A 19,590-nucleotide genomic window follows, 5' to 3' on the forward strand; every position below is an offset into this window, starting at 1 on the left:
TAACATTGACATATTGTATTCAGTTTTGAATGCTCATCAGAGTATTTAAAATATTATAGAAATGGGCCTATAGCTCAGCTGGTTAGAGCGCACGCCTGATAAGCGTGAGGTCGGTGGTTCGAGTCCACTTAGGCCCACCATTTTGTACATTGAAAACTAGATAAATAAGTAAAATAATGATTTTACCAAGCAAAACCGAGTGAATAGCGTGTATACGCTTGAATTCAAAAATAATCGCTAGTGTTCGAAAGAACACTCACAGATTAATAACGTTTGCTTTTTAGTCTTTTGACTAAAAACATAGATTAAGTTATTAAGGGCGCACGGTGAATGCCTTGGCACTAGAAGCCGATGAAGGACGTTACTAACGACGATATGCTTTGGGGAGCTGTAAGTAAGCTGTGATCCAGAGATTTCCGAATGGGGAAACCCAACACGAGTTATGTCGTGTTATCGATATGTGAATACATAGCATATCCGAAGGTAGACGCGGAGAACTGAAACATCTTAGTACCCGCAGGAAGAGAAAGAAAAATCGATTCCCTGAGTAGCGGCGAGCGAAACGGGAAGAGCCCAAACCAATGAGCTTGCTTATTGGGGTTGTAGGACACTCTCTACGGAGTTAGAAAAGAATAGATTAGACGAAGTAACTGGAAAGTTACATCAGAGAAGGTAATAATCCTGTAGTCGAAAATCTGTTCACTCTTGAGTGGATCCTGAGTACGACGGAGCACGTGTAATTCCGTCGGAATCTGGGAGGACCATCTCCTAAGGCTAAATACTCTCTAGTGACCGATAGTGAACCAGTACCGTGAGGGAAAGGTGAAAAGTACCCCGGAAGGGGAGTGAAATAGAACTTGAAACCGTGTGCTTACAAGTAGTCAGAGCCCGTTAATGGGTGATGGCGTGCCTTTTGTAGAATGAACCGGCGAGTTACGATCTGATGCAAGGTTAAGCAGCAAATGTGGAGCCGTAGCGAAAGCGAGTCTGAATAGGGCGTTGAGTATTTGGTCGTAGACCCGAAACCAGGTGATCTACCCATGACCAGGCTGAAGTTCAGGTAACACTGAATGGAGGGCCGAACCGACTTACGTTGAAAAGTGAGCGGATGAGTTGTGGGTAGCGGAGAAATTCCAATCGAACCTGGAGATAGCTGGTTCTCTCCGAAATAGCTTTAGGGCTAGCCTCAAGTGATGATTATTGGAGGTAGAGCACTGTTTGGACGAGGGGCCCTTCTCGGGTTACCGAATTCAGACAAACTCCGAATGCCAATCAATTTAACTTGGGAGTCAGAACGCGAGTGATAAGATCCGTGTTCGAAAGGGAAACAGCCCAGACCACCAGCTAAGGTCCCAAAATATATGTTAAGTGGAAAAGGATGTGGCGTTGCCCAGACAACTAGGATGTTGGCTTAGAAGCAGCCATCATTTAAAGAGTGCGTAATAGCTCACTAGTCGAGTGACACTGCGCCGAAAATGTACCGGGGCTAAACATATTACCGAAGCTGTGGATTGTCCGTAGGACAATGGTAGGAGAGCGTTCTAAGGGCGTTGAAGCATGATCGCAAGGACATGTGGAGCGCTTAGAAGTGAGAATGCCGGTGTGAGTAGCGAAAGACGGGTGAGAATCCCGTCCACCGATTGACTAAGGTTTCCAGAGGAAGGCTCGTCCGCTCTGGGTTAGTCGGGTCCTAAGCTGAGGCCGACAGGCGTAGGCGATGGATAACAGGTTGATATTCCTGTACCACCATGATTCGTTTTAAGCGATGGGAGGACGCAGTAGGATAGGCGAAGCGTGCTGTTGGAGTGCACGTCCAAGCAATAAGACTGAGTGTTAGGCAAATCCGACACTCATAAGGTCAAGTTGTGATGGGGAGAGGAAATTGTTTCCTCGAGTCGCTGATTTCACACTGCCAAGAAAAGTCTCTAGCTAGAATACTGGTGCCCGTACCGCAAACCGACACAGGTAGTCAAGATGAGAATTCTAAGGTGAGCGAGCGAACTCTCGTTAAGGAACTCGGCAAAATGACCCCGTAACTTCGGGAGAAGGGGTGCTCTTTAGGGTGCAAGCCCAGGAGAGCCGCAGTGAATAGGCCCAAGCGACTGTTTATCAAAAACACAGGTCTCTGCTAAACCGTAAGGTGATGTATAGGGGCTGACGCCTGCCCGGTGCTGGAAGGTTAAGAGGAGTGGTTAGCTTCTGCGAAGCCACGAATCGAAGCCCCAGTAAACGGCGGCCGTAACTATAACGGTCCTAAGGTAGCGAAATTCCTTGTCGGGTAAGTTCCGACCCGCACGAAAGGCGTAACGATTTGGGCACTGTCTCAACGAGAGACTCGGTGAAATCATAGTACCTGTGAAGATGCAGGTTACCCGCGACAGGACGGAAAGACCCCGTGGAGCTTTACTGTAGTCTGATATTGAAATTCGGCACAGCTTGTACAGGATAGGTAGGAGCCTTAGAAACGTGAGCGCTAGCTTACGTGGAGGCGTTGGTGGGATACTACCCTTGCTGTGTTGGATTTCTAACCCGCACCATTAATCATGGTGGGAGACAGTGTCAGATGGGCAGTTTGACTGGGGCGGTCGCCTCCTAAAGAGTAACGGAGGCGCTCAAAGGTTTCCTCAGAATGGTTGGAAATCATTCATAGAGTGTAAAGGCATAAGGAAGCTTGACTGCGAGACCTACAAGTCGAGCAGGGTCGAAAGACGGACTTAGTGATCCGGTGGTTCCGCATGGAAGGGCCATCGCTCAACGGATAAAAGCTACCCCGGGGATAACAGGCTTATCTCCCCCAAGAGTTCACATCGACGGGGAGGTTTGGCACCTCGATGTCGGCTCATCGCATCCTGGGGCTGTAGTCGGTCCCAAGGGTTGGGCTGTTCGCCCATTAAAGCGGTACGCGAGCTGGGTTCAGAACGTCGTGAGACAGTTCGGTCCCTATCCGTCGTGGGCGTAGGAAATTTGAGAGGAGCTGTCCTTAGTACGAGAGGACCGGGATGGACATACCTCTGGTGTACCAGTTGTCGTGCCAACGGCATCGCTGGGTAGCTATGTATGGACGGGATAAGTGCTGAAAGCATCTAAGCATGAAGCCCCCCTCAAGATGAGATTTCCCAACTTCGGTTATAAGATCCCTCAAAGATGATGAGGTTAATAGGTTCGAGGTGGAAGCGTAGCGATACGTGGAGCTGACGAATACTAATCGATCGAAGACTTAATCAATTTTTAAACGTTTTGTTTGGTTTCATTCATTTTACTTATTATCTAGTTTTGAATGTATAATTTCATACATTGCATTGTCTGGTGACAATGGCAAGGAGGTCACACCTGTTCCCATGCCGAACACAGAAGTTAAGCTCCTTAGCGCCGATGGTAGTCGGACTTACGTTCCGCAAGAGTAGGACGTTGCCAGGCATTTGATTAATCCACAGTAGCTCAGTGGTAGAGCTATCGGCTGTTAACCGATCGGTCGTAGGTTCGAGTCCTACCTGTGGAGCCATGGCCCCGTGGTCAAGCGGTTAAGACACCGCCCTTTCACGGCGGTAACACGGGTTCGAGTCCCGTCGGGGTCATTTATGGAGGATTAGCTCAGCTGGGAGAGCATCTGCCTTACAAGCAGGGGGTCGGCGGTTCGAACCCGTCATCCTCCACCATTTTAATTAAATAGCGCGGAGGGGTAGCGAAGTGGCTAAACGCGGCGGACTGTAAATCCGCTCCTTCGGGTTCGGCAGTTCGAATCTGCCCCCCTCCACCATTCATATTGGGCTATAGCCAAGCGGTAAGGCAACGGACTTTGACTCCGTCACGCGCTGGTTCGAATCCAGCTAGCCCAGCCATTTGAGCCATTAGCTCAGTTGGTAGAGCATCTGACTTTTAATCAGAGGGTCAGAGGTTCGAATCCTCTATGGCTCACTTTAAAGCATTTCTTGTTAAAGAAATGCTTTTTTTTATATGCAAATTTACTATCAGTTAAAAAATGAAAATTAAATATTTATAAATTACTTAGTGGGAAATCTGATGTTAAGTAGAGAAAATTGTATGTTAAATCATTATATTGACTTTTTATGTAAATGTATTTTAAAAGCTAATATATTATATTACATTTGTCTTGAATGTTTTTATTATTTAGATTATTCTAAATATAATGAAAACAAAGGGGTTGTTATAATATGAAACGAACAATTGATATTATTGGAGCGCCTTCTACATATGGACAGCGCAAATTAGGTGTAGATTTTGGGCCAGATGCCATACGTTATGCAGGGATAGTTGAACGTATAGAAGCGATTGGACATAAGATAGAAGATAAAGGGAATATTGACGTCCCACCTATGGATCTTAAAAAATTTCATGGTGCTCAAAAAGGGTTACGTAATTTGGATGAAATAATTGCAATGTCGAAAAATTTAAGTGAAGCAACTTCTGAAAGTATAGAAAGTGATCATTTTCCATTAACATTGGGTGGGGACCATTCAATTGCAATAGGTTCAATTTCAGGTATTAGTAAGCATTATAATAATTTGGGTGTGATTTGGTATGATGCACATGGCGATTTAAACGTACCAGAAGAATCACCTTCTGGAAATGTTCATGGTATGCCTTTACGTGTACTATTAGGTGAAGGAAATGAATCATTAGTGAATATAGCCTATCCATCTCCAAAAGTAAAATCAGAAAACGTTGTACTCATTGGTATGAGAGATTTAGATCATGGTGAAAGAAGTTATATTAAAGAAAACAATATTAAGACTTATACTATGGCAGATATAGATCGACTTGGAATTGAAAAAGTGATAACTGAGGCAATAGATTATTTAGAGGATAAAACTGATGGAATCCACTTCTCATTAGATGTTGATGGTGTAGACCCAACCGAGACCCCTGGTACTGGTACAAGAGTACTTGGTGGATTAACTTATAGAGAAAGTCATTATGCAATGGAACTGTTACATCAATCTAACTTAATCACTTCTATGGATATAGTAGAGGTGAACCCGTTGATAGATCAAAATAATCATACAGCAGAACAAGCAGTGAGTTTATTAGGCAGTTTCTTCGGAGAAACATTATTATAGTTTATACGGTAAGGTTGAACATAAATCTATACATAATTGGATAAATTATATTCAGTTATGTCAGGATTTGGTTCAGCCTTTTTATTTTTGTATCATTTCTGCATAACTTAATATGACAGGAAAACTTATGATTGGTATAATAGATAGCATGGGAACAGAATACCGGAGGAGATGTTATGGATTTTTCCAATTTATTTGATAACTGGAGTACAGTGAAAATAATTACAAGTGTACTCGATTTACTCATTGTATGGTATGTACTTTATCTTCTCATTACAGTTTTTAAAGGTACGAAAGCCATTCAACTATTAAAAGGTATTGTTGTCATTGTAATAGGACAACAAGTGAGTAAAATGCTTAGTCTAACTGCAACTTCTCGTCTATTTGATTTAGTTATTCAATGGGGAGTGCTAGCGTTAATTGTTATATTCCAACCAGAGATAAGACGAGCTTTAGAACAATTAGGTAGAGGTAGTTTATTTAAACGTTACTCATCTAATTTAAATAATGATGAAGGTAAATTAATTTCATCAGTTTCAAAAGCTGTACAATATATGGCAAAGCGTCGTATCGGAGCACTGATTGTATTTGAAAAGGAAACAGGTTTACAAGATTATATTGAGACAGGTATACCGATGAATTCAGATATTTCACAAGAGCTATTAACAAATGTTTTTATTCCAAATACACCTTTACACGATGGAGCGATGATTATTCAAGACAGTAAAATTGCTAGTGCAGCAAGTTATTTGCCTTTATCAGATAGTGCAAAGATTGCCAAAAGTCTTGGTACAAGACATAGAGCGGCTGTTGGGATTTCAGAAGTCTCAGATGCATTTACTATTGTTGTATCAGAAGAAACGGGTTCAATATCAGTGACGTTCGACGGTAAATTAAGAAAAGATATTTCTACAGAAGCATTTGAAGAATTATTAGCTGAACATTGGTTTGGCTCACACTTATATCAGAAAGGTGTGAAGTAATATGTTAGAAAGTAAATGGGGCTTAAGATTAATTGCTTTAGTATTAGCACTTGTATTTGTACTGTCGGTTAATAACGTATTTGGAAACATCTTTGATTCGGACAGACTAGGTCAGAAATCTGATGATACGATTCAAGATGTTCCAGTTCAAGTAAAATATGACAATAAAACTTTGTACGCCAATAATGTACCTAAAAAAGTAGATGTAGAGATTTCAGGACCACAATCGCAAATATTACAAACTGCAAATTCAGAAGATATAAAAGCGATTGTTGACTTGCGCGACAAGAAAGCAGGTAAACATACGGTTCAGTATAAAGTAAATGGGTTAAATAAGGATATAGATTACAAAGTTAAACCGAAAGAGGTAGCAGTCAACTTAGAGAAAAAAGTTAGCAAAACAATGAAGGTTGAACCAGATGTCAGCAATAATGATTTGAGTGACAACTACAGAGTGAAAAAACAAGAAGTTTCTCCAGATCATGTACGTGTGACAGGTGGTAAAGAACAAATTGATAAAATTGCATATTTAAAAGCGACTTATAAGAATAATAGTAAAATATCAAAAGATACAACAGATGACGCAAAAATAACAGCATTTGATAGAAATCTGAATAAGATAAATGTTTTAATAGACCCGGAAGATGTTAAATTAAAGGTAAACGTTGATAATTATAGTAAAAAAGTAAAGGTTAAACCACATGTTGTGGGAGAACTAGATGACAACAAGAAATTAGATAAGATTGAATTAAGCGATAAAGAGGTAGAGATATTTGGTAACAGAAAAGAAATTGAAGATATTAATTCTATAAATGCTAATGTCAACGTAAATGGCATTACAGATACTACTAATAAACAAGTTCAATTTGACTTACCAGATAAAGTATCAAAGGTTAATCCTGAAGATACCGACGCTAAAGTTATTGTAAAATAGAGTTTTTATAAAGGAGAAATAGATTATGGCAAAATATTTTGGTACAGATGGTGTGCGAGGTATTGCAAATAAAGAACTAACACCAGAACTTGCATTTAAACTTGGAAGATATGGTGGTTACGTTTTAGCACATAATGAAGGTAAATCACATCCTCAAGTACTTGTAGGTAAAGACACACGTGTATCAGGTGAGATGTTAGAATCAGCCTTGATTGCAGGGTTAATATCAATAGGGGCAGAAGTTATGCGTTTAGGTGTAATTTCAACGCCAGGCGTGGCCTATTTAACACGTGAACTTGATGCTGAGTTAGGTATTATGATTTCTGCATCACATAATCCAGTAGCTGATAATGGAATTAAGTTCTTTGGATCTGATGGTTTCAAATTATCTGATGATCAAGAACGTGAAATTGAAACATTATTAGAGCAAGATAATCCTGATCTCCCACGACCAACAGGTAACGATATTGTCCATTATTCAGATTACTTTGAAGGTTCTCAAAAATATATAAGTTACCTTAAGTCGACAGTTGATGTTGACTTAGATGGTATGAAGATAGCACTAGACGGAGCTAATGGCTCAACATCATCTTTAGCACCATTCTTATTTGGAGATTTAGAAGCTGATACAGTCACAGTTGGTTGTAATCCAGATGGTTATAATATCAACGAGGGTGTAGGATCTACACATCCAGAACTATTAGCTGAAAAGGTTGTCGAAGAAGATTGTGACTTCGGTCTTGCCTTTGATGGGGATGGTGATAGATTAATTGCCGTAGATGAAAACGGTAATATTGTGGATGGCGACCAAATTATGTTTATCATTGGGCAAGCCATGGCGAAAAATCAAGAACTCAACGATAATATGATTGTCTCAACTGTAATGAGCAACTTAGGGTTCTATAAAGCATTAGAAGCAGAAGGTATCCAATCTAACAAGACTAAAGTCGGCGATAGATACGTTGTAGAAGAAATGAGACGCGGTAATTATAATATCGGTGGAGAACAATCCGGTCATATTGTATTAATGGATTATAATACAACAGGCGACGGTTTATTAACAGGTGTCCAATTAGCAAGTATCATTAAAATGACAGGCAAGCGTTTAAGTCAACTTGCAAAACAAATGAAAAAATACCCACAATCACTAGTGAATGTGAAAGTTACAGATAAATATAGAGTTGAAGAAAATGTCGACGTTCAAGAAATTATGACAAAAGTTGAAGTCGAAATGAATGGTGAGGGACGTATATTAGTTAGACCTTCAGGTACAGAACCTCTAGTACGTGTTATGGTAGAGGCAGCTACTGATGAAGATGCGCAACGTTATGCTCAAACGATTGCAGACGTTGTTCAAGATAAAATGGGTACAAAATAATATATATAAATCCTGAGACATGAATACATGTCTCAGGATTTTTTGTGTTATTTAGAATTTTTATTATAAAACGTTATAAGCTGTAACAATTTCTTCAATTAACTTGTCGTCAATTTTAGCATACTGTTTTAAGAATGCTTCAATACCATTTGATTGAATGTAATTGTTCTTTTCTACAGTTTCTGAGTCATCAGCATCATCATATTTTAATAATAATGCTGCAGTTTTTACGAGACCGTCACGTTTTAAGTTATTTTGGTATAAATAGTTTAAAGGTTTTATGATGCGATCTTGAGGACCTATTTTACGGAGTGTCCCACGACCGACTCTCGTTACTTCGTCTGAAAGATGAGGATTTCTAAAACGATCAATAATTTTATCTACATATTGTGCTTGAGCTTCTTCAGTAAAGTTAAATTTAGTTGTAATGTATTGGCTCGTTTCTTCTAATACTTCTTTTAACCCTTGTTGAATCATATGATCATTAACGGCATCAAGTACCGTTTGTTTCTGATGATAACGGCCTGCATAAGCTAAATAAGCATGACCTGTATTAACAGTTAATAACTTTCGTTCAATATATGGCGTTAAATCATCAACGTATTTGATGTGATCTAATTCAGGACCATACCACGCATCTCTTTCCACGACCCATTCAAAGAAAGGTTCAACCATAACATCTAATGCGTTGTCATTTTTTTGAATCGGAACAATTCTGTCAACTGCTGAATTAGCAAAATGAATATGCTCTCCGAGTGGTCCTGTAATATCTAGAATGGCTTTTTTTAATGTATTTGTAGCCATAATAGCATTTTCACAAGCCACAATATTCACAGGTGTTTCTTTCTCTAATAAAAATGGTGCAAACGTCTTGGCTATAATAGGTAGAATATTTACACCGACAGCTGTTGTAATAATATCCGCTTCTAATACTGCTTGCTTAAGGCTGTCTGTTGGTTTTGCAGAATTAATCGCACTAACATTATGCACGCGCGTCGTAGTCTGCGCTTCGTCAGCGAGTATGACATCATATTCGTGTTGTTGGTCTAGTTGATTTATAACGGATTCATTAACATCTGCAAATGTTACTTTAACGTTGTTGTCTGCAAGAATGTAGCCGATAAAACCTCGACCAATATTGCCAGCTCCAAAATGTAATGCTTTCATTAAGCTTCAGCCTCCTCAAAGACTTGTTTGATTTCTTCAGCAGATGAAGCATTAACAATGCGTTCCACATTTTCTTCTTCACTAAATGTAATGGCAATCTTTGATAATAGATCTAAATGTTCTCCATCTTTACCAGCGATACCAACAACGACTTTAACTTCTTCGCCGTCCCAATCAATACCTTGAGGGATTTGAACTAAAGTTAAACCTGATTGTAAGACGCTTGATTTCGCATCATCAGTTCCATGAGGGATAGCTAAGCCATTACCCATAAACGTAGAAACAACTTGCTCACGTTCTTTCATAGCTTGAATGTAATCCTCTGTTACAGCGCCACTTTGTACAAGTGCTTGTCCTGCTTTTTCGATAGCTTCGTTTTGATCTTTGATTTCTTGGTTGATAAAGATATTTTCATTACTAAATAGTTCTGACATTTAAATTCACTCCATTGTTAAATTTGTTTTGAGTTGGTTAAGATATTGCTGTTGTAATATCTCAGTGATATGTTCTTTCTTTGTTAAGAATTGATCGAGATTGTCTAAATGTTCCACTAATGATTCAGATAGGGCACTTACCATTTGTGCCAATGTTTCACTAGGTGGTATAAACATATTGATTAAATATTTAATCTTAACTTCGCCATTTTGACCGTCATGAAACTCAATCGGTTCATTTAAAATAGTGATTAATATAAGTGGTTTCAAAATGATTTCACTTTTTAAATGAGGCATTAATATAGGATACGGGTCTAATGTGAACCCTCGATGTAATACAATTTGTTTCATACGTTCAGCGAATGACGTTGTATCTGCTATTACTTCTTGTTGATAGAGGTTGTCTGTAATATAGTCTAGCCAGTCTTGAGATAAACTAATATGTTCAATGTTGACATTATCGATTAAAGTTAAACCTATACGATTTTCATTCATCACGTCATCAATATTAGTTGTAATTGAATCAGTTGGGAATGTTTGAGTCGGATTTAATGATTTAGGTTGTTGGTTATTTATTAAAGTAGTGACGTGGTTAATGTCAGTTTCTGGTAACAAGGGATTTACAGTAATATACGGTTCGTTAATATCAAGGTCAACTGTAGAAATGATAGCGTCAAAAGCTTGAAGGTCGAGTTGGTTTAAATCACCAACAGATGCTTGCTTTATCGAATTGATATCAGTAAATGCTTGTGTTAAGCGTGACGCTAGCAACCGACTTGTGCCTATACCACTACTACAAACGACGAGTAAATTGTATTGTGCTGTTCTTTGAGTTTTAAGTGCGCCGCCAAAGTGTAAGACGATAAATGCAATCTCACTGTCTGGAAAATCAAAATCAGGCCAAGTTTTTTCCAAAGATAGGGCAACACTGTGGAATAAATCATTATATTTTTGCTTAATCATTTCAGTCATTGGATTATACGTTTCGATATTCGCTTTTAACCGATTAATCGCAGGGATGATATGCAGTGTTAATCCTTGTGTTAAAGCGGGTTTATCATAAAATGCGAGACCCGTATCTGAGATCACAAAGTCGATGAATGTTGTGATACGTTCTTCGTCGTTATCATCGTTTACTATTTCGTTCGCATTTTTACGTTTAGCCCCACGAAGGTGAATAGTAATAAATGTAATTTCAGCTTCTGTGAATTGCACACCATAGATGTGCTCTAATTGGAGTGCTAAAGCTGTGGCAACTTTATATTCTAAAGTATTGTTTACATCATGATAAATGTCTTTGTTAATAGCTACGTATTCATTATTGAGCATACGATCAATGCTAAGTACGATATGCACTGTTAATGATAGATAGCTTGATTCAGTCAAAGCGTATGGTAATTGATCTAGAAAGTCCATTAGCATACGTTCAACTTCGAAAATCTTTTCTATATCCACCATAGATAACTGGGCATCATTTATCGAGTGATATACAAAATGGTTTTCAATAACTGAATAAACACTTGTACTATTTAAATTATTAACCATTAATTGACTGAGTAATTCTCTCTTTTTAGATTCAGCGCCACTTAAATGAATACCTTCTCCTCGTTTCTTATGGAGCTGTAGTTGATATCTTTCTAAGGAACGCTCTAATGAATCAAGCAGCTTGGTTAAGGTTTGATTTGAAACCCCCATTTCATGTGCTAAGCTGTATTGTTTGATAGGGGATTTTGTTTGAATAAGTGCATAGAGTATTGCAACTTTTTGTTCTTCCTCAGATAAATCTACAGTACTTTGATTTTGGATTGCGCTTTTTAATGCATTTATCGCTTGGTTATCACCAGTGAGTTGAATACCTTTTTTGTTTACACGTCGTAACTGGACGGCGTATTTATCTAAAAACGATTCAAGGGATTTTAGTTCTCTATGAACAGTACGGGAGGACACACCTAAATGATGTGCAATGTCATATATTTTTACAAAGTTACTCTGGTATTTTAATAGCATTTCAATAATACCTTTTTCTCGAGTACTTAATAACATTATTCTCCCTCCCATATTATGTTCATGTTAAAAATTATTTATTTTTTAGGTTTTCTAGCAATTCATCATATCTTGGAGAATTTAAAAAGTTATCTACTGAAATATGGATTGCATTTGGTGATTGTTTAATTGCTCTGTCAGTTAGTTTCTTTTGAGTAATAACGAGTTGTGCATCTTCTGATAATTGGTTAATTGCTGTATTTGATACATCTACGTTTTGAATATCAGCTTTTTTGAATTTATTACGTAACATGCTTGCTCCCATAGCACTTGAACCCATACCAGCATCACACGCAAAGATAACGTGATTAACGTTGCTATAATCGTGTGCGTCAACGTTTTCAGTATCATAATTGTCTAGAAGATCCTCTGAATCATCTTCTTCCTGGCTATTAGTACTTTGTGCTGCAGTTGTACCAGCAGCTGTAGTCGTAGCCTTATCTTGTTCATTCCCTTTTAATTTAGATGATACACTTGATTTTTTACCTTTCGTTGCTTCCATTTTAGCAGTGGCAGCTTCTAAATCTTGTTTAGGTTCTTTCGTGAATTTTAAAATTAATGAAGCAACAATAAATGATACAAGGGCAGCTAACAGTACACCTAGAATCATAGTTAAATAATCACCTTTAGGTGTATTGATAATATATACGATAAATGAACCAGGTGATGCCGGAATCTTGAACCCGAAATTAAGCAATGAATAAGTTGCTACGCCTGTCATACCACCTAAGATTACGGCGATAAATAATAATGGTCTCATTAAAACATATGGGAAATAAATTTCATGGATACCACCGAAGAAATGGATAATACCAGCACCATATGAAGTCGCTTTAGCAGTACCTTTCCCAAAGATCATATATGCAACTAAAATACCTAAACCAGGTCCAGGGTTTGATTCGATTGTGTAAAGGATTGATTTTCCAGCTGAAGCAGCTTGGTCCGCACCTAGTGGTGTGAACACACCATGGTTAATTGCGTTATTTAAAAATACAATTTTTGCTGGTTCAACAAGAATACTTACTAGTGGTAATAAATGCGCATGTACTAAACCACCTACTGCGAGAGAAAGTATATGCATAATAAATGACATAATTGGCGCAAGAATCTTAAATCCTACGAGTGTCATAATAAAACCAAGGATACCTGCTGAAAAGTTATTGAATAACATTTCAAAGCCTTGTGGCGTTCTTGGTTGTATAAATTGGTCTGTTTTTTTCATTAACCAACCGACAAGTGGTCCCATAATCATTGCTCCAAGTAACATTGGTGTGTCTGGTAGAGCAACGATAACACCCATTGTAGCAACGGCTGCAATAATACCTCCACGCATTTCATGGATTAAACGTCCACCACTATATGCGATAAGTAAAGGTATTAAATAAGAAATCATTGGAGAGGCTAGCTCACCTAACTCTTTATTAGGCCACCAACCACCTTTAATAAATATTGATGCGATTAAGCCCCATGCTATAAAAGCCCCAATATTTGGCATAATCATACTACTTAAAAATGACCCGAAGGCTTGAACTTTGCGTCCGAGTCCTTTATTTTCTGCTGTTTCTGTTTGTGACATAACTTTTGCCCCCTTTAAATATTTATTTTATATACTAAATTTTAAGGTGTTTTGTTAATGAGAACAATATAAAGTAGTTTCCGATTTGGCACGATTAATATGACAATCGTAAAGTAAGTCGATTACAGTATATATAGTAGAAAGTGATATTGACGCGTTATATTGGGTAAAATGGAACTTTATTTTATTTGCAATGAGAGTTGAGCGCATTGTACAATAGAAAGTATTGATGGAAAGGAGGGAATAATAGCAAAAAAGGTAATCAAAGCGCCTGTGCAAGTAGGTTGATATGTTGAACATTTAAGGTTTAAAACAGAAATCTTAATAGATATGTTAATTGTACTTGTAGACGAGGAGGATAGTTATCGAATCATCGGCGGATGCTATCCCGGATGTGGCTCATTCGACAACTTATTAAGTAAAACATTAGGGCAACCTAGTGCACAAAGTTAATAAGCTAGCCAATGAATATAAAGTAATATGGTTCATAGAAGGTCTTAAGTTACTAAATGACAATGACTGAGACATAATGAAACATTGTATGAGCGTATATAAACAATGTTTTGTTGCTATATGATTTTCTGTGAATACTGTAGATGGAGGTTAATATTAATATGTGCGGAATTGTAGGATATATCGGGCAAGATAATGCCAAAGAATTATTATTAAAAGGTTTAGAAAAATTAGAATATAGAGGTTATGATTCAGCTGGGATTGCAGTAGTTAATGAATCAGGTACTTCAGTATCAAAGGCGAAAGGACGCATTTCAGAACTTAGAAAGGTTGCAGAAGCAGATGATCAAGATGGTACGTTAGGTATTGGTCATACACGTTGGGCAACACATGGTGTACCTAATTATGAAAACTCTCACCCACATCAATCAGCTTCAAAGCGTTTCACTTTAGTACACAATGGTGTAATTGAAAACTATGAAGAGCTTAAGAACGAATATTTAAGCGACATTACTTTCATCTCTGAAACTGATACGGAAGTTATCGTTCAATTAGTTGAGCATTTTTCAAATGAAGGTCTTTCAACTGAAGATGCCTTCACAAAAGTAATCTCTTTATTAGAAGGTTCTTATGCTTTAGGTTTAATCGATAATGAAGATGAAGATAAGATTTTCGTAGCTAAAAACAAATCACCACTATTAATCGGTGTAGGAGACGACTTTAATGTTATCGCTTCAGATGCGATTGCGATGTTACAAGTTACAAATCAGTATAAAGAAATTCACGATCATGAAATCGTAATTGTTAAACGTGATGACGTTGTTATTAAAACACTTGAAGGTGAAGTTCAAGAAAGAGAATCATATACGGCTCAAATCGATGCAGCAGATGCTGAAAAAGGCGTATACGATCACTATATGTTAAAAGAAATTCACGAACAACCAGCTGTTATGCGTCGTATTATTCAAGAATACCAAGATGAAAATGGAAACTTGAAGATGGATTCAAGCATCATTAAAGATGTGGCAGAAGCAGACCGTATTTATGTTATTGCGGCTGGTACAAGTTACCACGCTGGTTTAGTCGGCAAAGAGTTCATTGAAAAATGGGCAGGCGTGCCAACTGAGGTACATGTAGCTTCAGAGTTCGTATACAATATGCCATTATTATCTGAAAAACCATTATTCATCTTTATTTCTCAATCAGGTGAAACAGCAGATAGTCGTGCAGTATTAGTTGAAACAAATAAATTAGGTCATAAATCATTAACGATCACAAATGTTGCAGGTTCAACACTGTCACGTGAAGCGGATCATACTTTATTATTACATGCAGGTCCAGAAATCGCGGTTGCATCTACTAAAGCTTACACAGCACAAATCGCTGTTTTATCTATTCTTTCTCAAATCGTTGCGAAAGAGCACAAGAGAGAAGCAGATGTTGATTTACTTCGTGAATTAGCTAAAGTAACAACAGCTATCGAAGCAATTGTAGACGATGCTGAAGTTATGGAACAAATTGCAACTGATTTCTTAGAAACAACGCGCAATGCATTCTTTATTGGTCGTACAATCGACTACAATGTAAGTTTAGAAGGTTCATTAAAACTGAAAGAAATTTCATATATTCAAGCAGAAGGCTTTGCTGGGGGCGAGTTAAAACACGGTACAATTGCCTTGATTGAAGATGGAACACCAGTAATTGCACTTGCTACACAAGAAAATGTAAACCTTTCAATCCGTGGTAACGTGAAAGAAGTTGTAGCTCGTGGCGCTAATCCATGTATTATTTCAATGAATGGATTAAACAAAGATGGTGACACTTACGTGATCCCGCAAGTACATGAGTTATTAACGCCATTAGTTTCAGTAGTAACTTTACAATTAATCTCTTACTACGCAGCGTTACACAGAGATTTAGATGTTGATAAACCACGTAACCTTGCTAAATCAGTAACGGTTGAATAAACGAATTTAATCAAATGTATATCACAGCTAATCGGTTCTTTTTGAACCGGTTAGCTTCTTTTATTTATTTAAAAAGTTATCTTTACGTTCGTTATATTTTTTAGATAATGTACGTTCACCATTGAAATCTTTGTCGTGCATTTAAAAGTTAATTATGATTGAATAAATAAGTACAATAACAATTGAGATATTAAGGAGGATTTAAAATGGCCGAGCTAAAAATTTATAAAATGTTATTTGCGAAGGTATACCCACTTTTAGTAAAGAAAGTTGAAAAAAAGGGAAGAACTGAAGCTGAATTAAAGGAATTGATTTTTTGGTTAACGGGGTATAATGAATCACAATTAGAAACTTTATTGGACGAAGAAGTTGACTATGAGACCTTTATAAATCAAGCGCCACAACTCAATCCTCATCGAGAATATGTTACCGGTGTCATTTGTGGCACGCGTGTGGAGGAGATGGAGCCTTCTACGATGAAAGAAATTCGCTATTTGGATAAAATGGTAGACGAACTTGCTAAAGGAAAGGCAATGTCTAAGATTTTTAGAGAAGATAAAATTTAAGTCATGAAATAAGGTGAGCTTATGCTAATAAAATTGGAGAACGTGTCCCGTCAGAAACATGGTAATTTGATTATTAATGATGTCAGTTGGCAAATTGACCAAGGAGAAAAATGGTTGCTGTATGGTTTAAATGGGGCAGGGAAAACAACATTATTAAATATAATGAACGTATATGAACCCATAACATCAGGAGAAATCACACTTTTTGGCAAACAGCCTGGAACGAAAGGATATTCTGCAGATATTGTAAGAGATAACATTGGATTTGTTTCTAATAGTTTAATGAACAGATTTCAAGAAGGAGAAAAAGTGATTGACGTCGTGTTGAGTGGGTTGTTCAAATCCATTGGCTTATTTCAACACGTCAATAATGATCAAATTGAATTGGCACGAAAACAATTGGAAGCAATAGGCATGGAAGAGTTCGAAAATCAGTATTATGGTTATTTATCGACTGGCGAACGACAAAAGGTGTTAATTGCTAGAGCAATGATGACACGACCGAAATTATTAATATTAGATGAACCTGCGTCTGGTTTAGATTTTATTACACGTGAAGATTTATTAAATTCCTTGGAGGAAATGTTTGAACAACATCCTGAATTGGCAGTCATCTACGTTACACATTTTATTGAGGAAATAACCCCAGCTTTTAAAAAAGGTTTTCTACTCAAAGATGGGGTATGTTATAAACAAGGCAATTTAATAGATATTATGAACAGTCATACATTAAGTGATTATTTTAATAGAGAAGTTATTTTAAATAAACAATATCAACGCTATTCACTATTTTTAAAAGATAAATGACGATATCTTTAGCTGAAATGAGAGAGGAAGTTCTTATGGATAATATAGAAGCAATTTTTCTTGATATGGATGGTACTTTATTACATAAAGATAATAAAGTAGATTTAGAAACAACAAAAGTGATTCAACAAGTGAGAGGACGCGGGTATAAAGTATTTTTAGCAACGGGGCGTGCTCATGATGAAATTCGCAATTTAATCCCATCGACATTTGAAGTAGATGGCATCATTAGTTCAAATGGTACATTAGGGAAAGTTAATGATGAGACGATTTTTAAACATAGTTTAGATTTCAATACAGTTGATAAAATAGTAGCGCGAGCGCAAGAACAAAACATCTATTATGAGGTATTTCCATTTGATCAAAATAGAATCATTCTAGAAAAGGACAAAGAATGGACGACTGAATTATTTGAAAATGACACTCCACCTGGTGATGTAAGTGAAAGTGAGTGGGCGTCTAGACGAGAGTCTATAAGTGAAAAGGTGGATTGGGTTTCAAGAATACCAGACACCCATTTTTCAAAAATTTATTTATTCTCACCTGAATACAGTAAAATTGCTCGATTTCGTGAAACACTAGCAAACGAGCAAGAAGACTTACGTATAAGTATTTCTAATTCATCGCGCTTTAATACAGAAACAATGGCTTATAAAAAAGATAAAGGTACAGGTATTAAGGAAATGATTGATCATTTTAATATACCACAAGCATCAACGCTCGTGATGGGTGATAGTGATAATGATAGATCTATGTTTGCATTTGGTGGTTATACGATAGCGATGAAGAATGCTCGTCCTGAAATACAGGCATTGACTGATGATGTAACTACATTTACTAATGAAGAGAACGGTGTGGCCAAGTACTTAAGTGAACATTTTTTATAATTTAAGTAATACGTCATAAAAAACAGTGTTCCCACAAAGTTTTCCCCTTCGAAAATAGGATATAAAGATAGCCACCCCATAAGATTGAAGTCATCTTTTGGGGTGGCTTTTTTCTAGGATGTTACCTAGCGTTTCTATTTAATTATTGATCTGATTTTTTAACAGAATCTTTTAAATCATGTGCTTTATTTTGACCAGATTCTTTTAATTCATCAGCTTTCTCATTAAATGATGAATTTGTATGTTCTTTGTTGTCTTTAGTATGATCTTTTGATGTCATGTCATCTTTGATGTCTTGTGATTTGTCTTTTAATTGAGACTTTTTATTTGTGTTCTTGTTGCCTTTTTTACCTTTACTTGTTTCTAATTTTTCACCATCACGATTGAAATATTGAACAATAGCTAAAGTATTTAGATAGTAAATTAAAATACGAGCAATTATTACAACGATTGATAATACAGTAACTATTACGTTAGCAAGTGTTTGTGACATATTTCCTGTGAAAATAGAAATTAATTGACTAATTGGAGATGCTAATATGATAGCGATTAAGTTCAATAGTAATAAACCGATAAAGAATTTGAACCAAGTTTTTCTACCGTTTTTAATAGCTTTGAATCCACGTTTTAATTTAGCCCAAGCACCTTTTGAAGGGTCTTTAATTGAAGCTAAAATGGTATTGATAACAAGTGTAATTAAGAACCAAATTACAAATGATTGGATAAATAATACTAATGTTGCAAAAATGATTTGCATTGTTAGTGAAATGCCTAAAGCATGATCTGAACTACTAATTGGTCCTTGTAATACTGTAAATAATTTAACAACACCGAAGTTTAATAGTTTTGATATTAACAAGTTAATAATCATTAAAACAATGATTGTTAATAGTACGACAAATGAAAGTTTCAAGTTTTTAAGATAATGGCCTTTTTTAAAGCCGGCAAAAATATCAGTGAATTTAACCGGTTCTTTATTTATGGCTTTATCTATCGCATATATAATTCCTACGATTAACGGGAATAGAACCAATGCAAAAATTAATATTGGAATAAGGATTGATAGTACAGTCGTAATTATTGGTCCTACTAATGACTGTTTCATCATCGCTGACAGCATTATTTTTTGTATTGCTGCTTGGATAGGTATCATTGATAAAGCTAATAATACATAAACAATGATAAAACCAATAAATGAAAATAATAAAAGTTTACCATTTTGTTTCTTTGTATTTTGTAATGCTAATTTATGAAAGTTAAACAAATTTTAAGCACTCCTTTTTGATGATAAGATTACGATATCAAAAATATAGACAT

The 19,590-nt window shown here is 36.8% G+C and carries 13 protein-coding genes, 7 tRNA genes and 2 rRNA genes; 17 read left to right on the forward strand and 5 right to left on the reverse strand.

Annotated features, from left to right (window positions below; all coding sequences use genetic code 11):
• Positions 1 to 63 precede the first annotated feature (63 nt).
• From NGI30_RS02210 to glmM, 13 genes are all read left to right on the forward strand, one after another.
• Positions 64 to 140: transfer RNA gene (locus NGI30_RS02210), tRNA-Ile, on the forward strand.
• Between the two features lie 163 nt (positions 141 to 303).
• A 23S ribosomal RNA gene (locus NGI30_RS02215) occupies positions 304 to 3,225 on the forward strand.
• Positions 3,226 to 3,302: 77 nt separating this feature from the next.
• Positions 3,303 to 3,417, forward strand: a 5S ribosomal RNA gene (rrf, locus tag NGI30_RS02220).
• A gap of 10 nt (positions 3,418 to 3,427) precedes the next feature.
• Positions 3,428 to 3,502, forward strand: a tRNA-Asn gene (locus tag NGI30_RS02225).
• Between the two features lies 1 nt (position 3,503).
• A tRNA-Glu gene (locus NGI30_RS02230) sits at positions 3,504 to 3,575 on the forward strand.
• 5 nt (positions 3,576 to 3,580) lie between these two features.
• Positions 3,581 to 3,656: transfer RNA gene (locus tag NGI30_RS02235), tRNA-Val, on the forward strand.
• Positions 3,657 to 3,673: 17 nt separating this feature from the next.
• Positions 3,674 to 3,757: transfer RNA gene (locus NGI30_RS02240), tRNA-Tyr, on the forward strand.
• A 7-nt stretch (positions 3,758 to 3,764) separates the two neighbouring features.
• Positions 3,765 to 3,839: transfer RNA gene (locus NGI30_RS02245), tRNA-Gln, on the forward strand.
• A gap of 3 nt (positions 3,840 to 3,842) precedes the next feature.
• Positions 3,843 to 3,915 (forward strand) — tRNA-Lys (locus NGI30_RS02250).
• A 257-nt stretch (positions 3,916 to 4,172) separates the two neighbouring features.
• Positions 4,173 to 5,078: an arginase gene (gene rocF, locus NGI30_RS02255; RefSeq protein ID WP_251518140.1), complete on the forward strand. Its 906-nt coding sequence runs from the start codon at positions 4,173 to 4,175 to the stop codon at positions 5,076 to 5,078.
• A 176-nt stretch (positions 5,079 to 5,254) separates the two neighbouring features.
• The gene (cdaA, locus tag NGI30_RS02260) at positions 5,255 to 6,061 is read left to right on the forward strand and encodes a diadenylate cyclase CdaA (protein WP_251942601.1); all 807 of its coding nucleotides are present in this window, start codon (positions 5,255 to 5,257) and stop codon (positions 6,059 to 6,061) included.
• A gap of 1 nt (position 6,062) precedes the next feature.
• Positions 6,063 to 6,995, forward strand: coding sequence for a CdaR family protein (locus NGI30_RS02265; protein WP_251518145.1), 933 nt, complete (start codon positions 6,063 to 6,065; stop codon positions 6,993 to 6,995).
• Positions 6,996 to 7,020: 25 nt separating this feature from the next.
• Complete coding sequence (glmM, locus tag NGI30_RS02270) at positions 7,021 to 8,373, forward strand: phosphoglucosamine mutase (RefSeq protein WP_251942603.1); 1,353 nt, start codon at positions 7,021 to 7,023, stop codon at positions 8,371 to 8,373.
• A 63-nt stretch (positions 8,374 to 8,436) separates the two neighbouring features.
• Here the strand turns inward: glmM and NGI30_RS02275 are convergent, their stop codons facing one another.
• Genes NGI30_RS02275 through NGI30_RS02290 form a run of 4 tightly spaced genes read right to left on the reverse strand, consistent with a single transcriptional unit; the run spans position 8,437 to position 13,593 of the window.
• Positions 8,437 to 9,540: a mannitol-1-phosphate 5-dehydrogenase gene (locus NGI30_RS02275; RefSeq protein ID WP_251942605.1), complete on the reverse strand. Its 1,104-nt coding sequence runs from the start codon at positions 9,538 to 9,540 to the stop codon at positions 8,437 to 8,439.
• Positions 9,540 to 9,974 carry a PTS mannitol transporter subunit IIA gene (locus tag NGI30_RS02280; protein WP_251518151.1) on the reverse strand — a complete coding sequence of 145 codons (435 nt, stop codon included), beginning with the start codon at positions 9,972 to 9,974 and terminating at the stop codon, positions 9,540 to 9,542. Before NGI30_RS02280 ends, NGI30_RS02275 begins: the two co-directional genes overlap by 1 nt.
• Positions 9,975 to 9,980: 6 nt before the next feature.
• A complete protein-coding gene (locus tag NGI30_RS02285) occupies positions 9,981 to 12,017 on the reverse strand; it encodes a BglG family transcription antiterminator (protein ID WP_251942606.1) in 2,037 nt (678 codons plus the stop codon).
• Positions 12,018 to 12,051: 34 nt separating this feature from the next.
• Positions 12,052 to 13,593: a PTS mannitol transporter subunit IIBC gene (locus NGI30_RS02290; RefSeq protein ID WP_251942609.1), complete on the reverse strand. Its 1,542-nt coding sequence runs from the start codon at positions 13,591 to 13,593 to the stop codon at positions 12,052 to 12,054.
• Between the two features lie 614 nt (positions 13,594 to 14,207).
• On the opposite strand from NGI30_RS02290, the gene glmS reads away from it, so the two are divergent.
• From glmS to NGI30_RS02310, 4 genes are all read left to right on the forward strand, one after another.
• Positions 14,208 to 16,013: a glutamine--fructose-6-phosphate transaminase (isomerizing) gene (gene glmS, locus NGI30_RS02295; protein ID WP_251518154.1), complete on the forward strand. Its 1,806-nt coding sequence runs from the start codon at positions 14,208 to 14,210 to the stop codon at positions 16,011 to 16,013.
• A 206-nt stretch (positions 16,014 to 16,219) separates the two neighbouring features.
• Positions 16,220 to 16,579 (forward strand): DUF2200 domain-containing protein, encoded by a 360-nt coding sequence (locus tag NGI30_RS02300; protein WP_251942611.1) that lies wholly within the window; start codon positions 16,220 to 16,222, stop codon positions 16,577 to 16,579.
• A gap of 21 nt (positions 16,580 to 16,600) precedes the next feature.
• Positions 16,601 to 17,386 (forward strand): ABC transporter ATP-binding protein, encoded by a 786-nt coding sequence (locus NGI30_RS02305; RefSeq protein WP_251518157.1) that lies wholly within the window; start codon positions 16,601 to 16,603, stop codon positions 17,384 to 17,386.
• A 35-nt stretch (positions 17,387 to 17,421) separates the two neighbouring features.
• Positions 17,422 to 18,273, forward strand: a complete 852-nt coding sequence (locus tag NGI30_RS02310) for an HAD family hydrolase (RefSeq protein WP_251942614.1) — start codon at positions 17,422 to 17,424, stop codon at positions 18,271 to 18,273.
• 142 nt (positions 18,274 to 18,415) lie between these two features.
• On the opposite strand, the gene NGI30_RS02315 is transcribed toward NGI30_RS02310, so the two are convergent.
• Positions 18,416 to 19,537, reverse strand: coding sequence for a DUF975 family protein (locus tag NGI30_RS02315; RefSeq protein ID WP_251518161.1), 1,122 nt, complete (start codon positions 19,535 to 19,537; stop codon positions 18,416 to 18,418).
• Between the last annotated feature and the right edge of the window lie 53 nt (positions 19,538 to 19,590).

The organism is Staphylococcus sp. Marseille-Q5304, assembly GCF_943737015.1.
Lineage (GTDB): Bacteria > Bacillota > Bacilli > Staphylococcales > Staphylococcaceae > Staphylococcus > Staphylococcus hsinchuensis.

Bases quoted from the DNA above. Each gene is read 5' to 3' on its own strand.
- NGI30_RS02300 (WP_251942611.1), top strand. From the start codon at position 16,220: ATGGCCGAGCTAAAAATTTATAAAATGTTATTTGCGAAGGTATACCCA.
- glmS (WP_251518154.1), top strand. From the start codon at position 14,208: ATGTGCGGAATTGTAGGATATATCGGGCAAGATAATGCCAAAGAATTA.
- NGI30_RS02275 (WP_251942605.1), bottom strand. From the start codon at position 9,540: ATGAAAGCATTACATTTTGGAGCTGGCAATATTGGTCGAGGTTTTATC.
- NGI30_RS02280 (WP_251518151.1), bottom strand. From the start codon at position 9,974: ATGTCAGAACTATTTAGTAATGAAAATATCTTTATCAACCAAGAAATC.
- cdaA (WP_251942601.1), top strand. From the start codon at position 5,255: ATGGATTTTTCCAATTTATTTGATAACTGGAGTACAGTGAAAATAATT.
- NGI30_RS02305 (WP_251518157.1), top strand. From the start codon at position 16,601: ATGCTAATAAAATTGGAGAACGTGTCCCGTCAGAAACATGGTAATTTG.
- NGI30_RS02290 (WP_251942609.1), bottom strand. From the start codon at position 13,593: ATGTCACAAACAGAAACAGCAGAAAATAAAGGACTCGGACGCAAAGTT.
- NGI30_RS02310 (WP_251942614.1), top strand. From the start codon at position 17,422: ATGGATAATATAGAAGCAATTTTTCTTGATATGGATGGTACTTTATTA.
- NGI30_RS02265 (WP_251518145.1), top strand. From the start codon at position 6,063: ATGTTAGAAAGTAAATGGGGCTTAAGATTAATTGCTTTAGTATTAGCA.
- NGI30_RS02285 (WP_251942606.1), bottom strand. From the start codon at position 12,017: ATGTTATTAAGTACTCGAGAAAAAGGTATTATTGAAATGCTATTAAAA.
- glmM (WP_251942603.1), top strand. From the start codon at position 7,021: ATGGCAAAATATTTTGGTACAGATGGTGTGCGAGGTATTGCAAATAAA.
- rocF (WP_251518140.1), top strand. From the start codon at position 4,173: ATGAAACGAACAATTGATATTATTGGAGCGCCTTCTACATATGGACAG.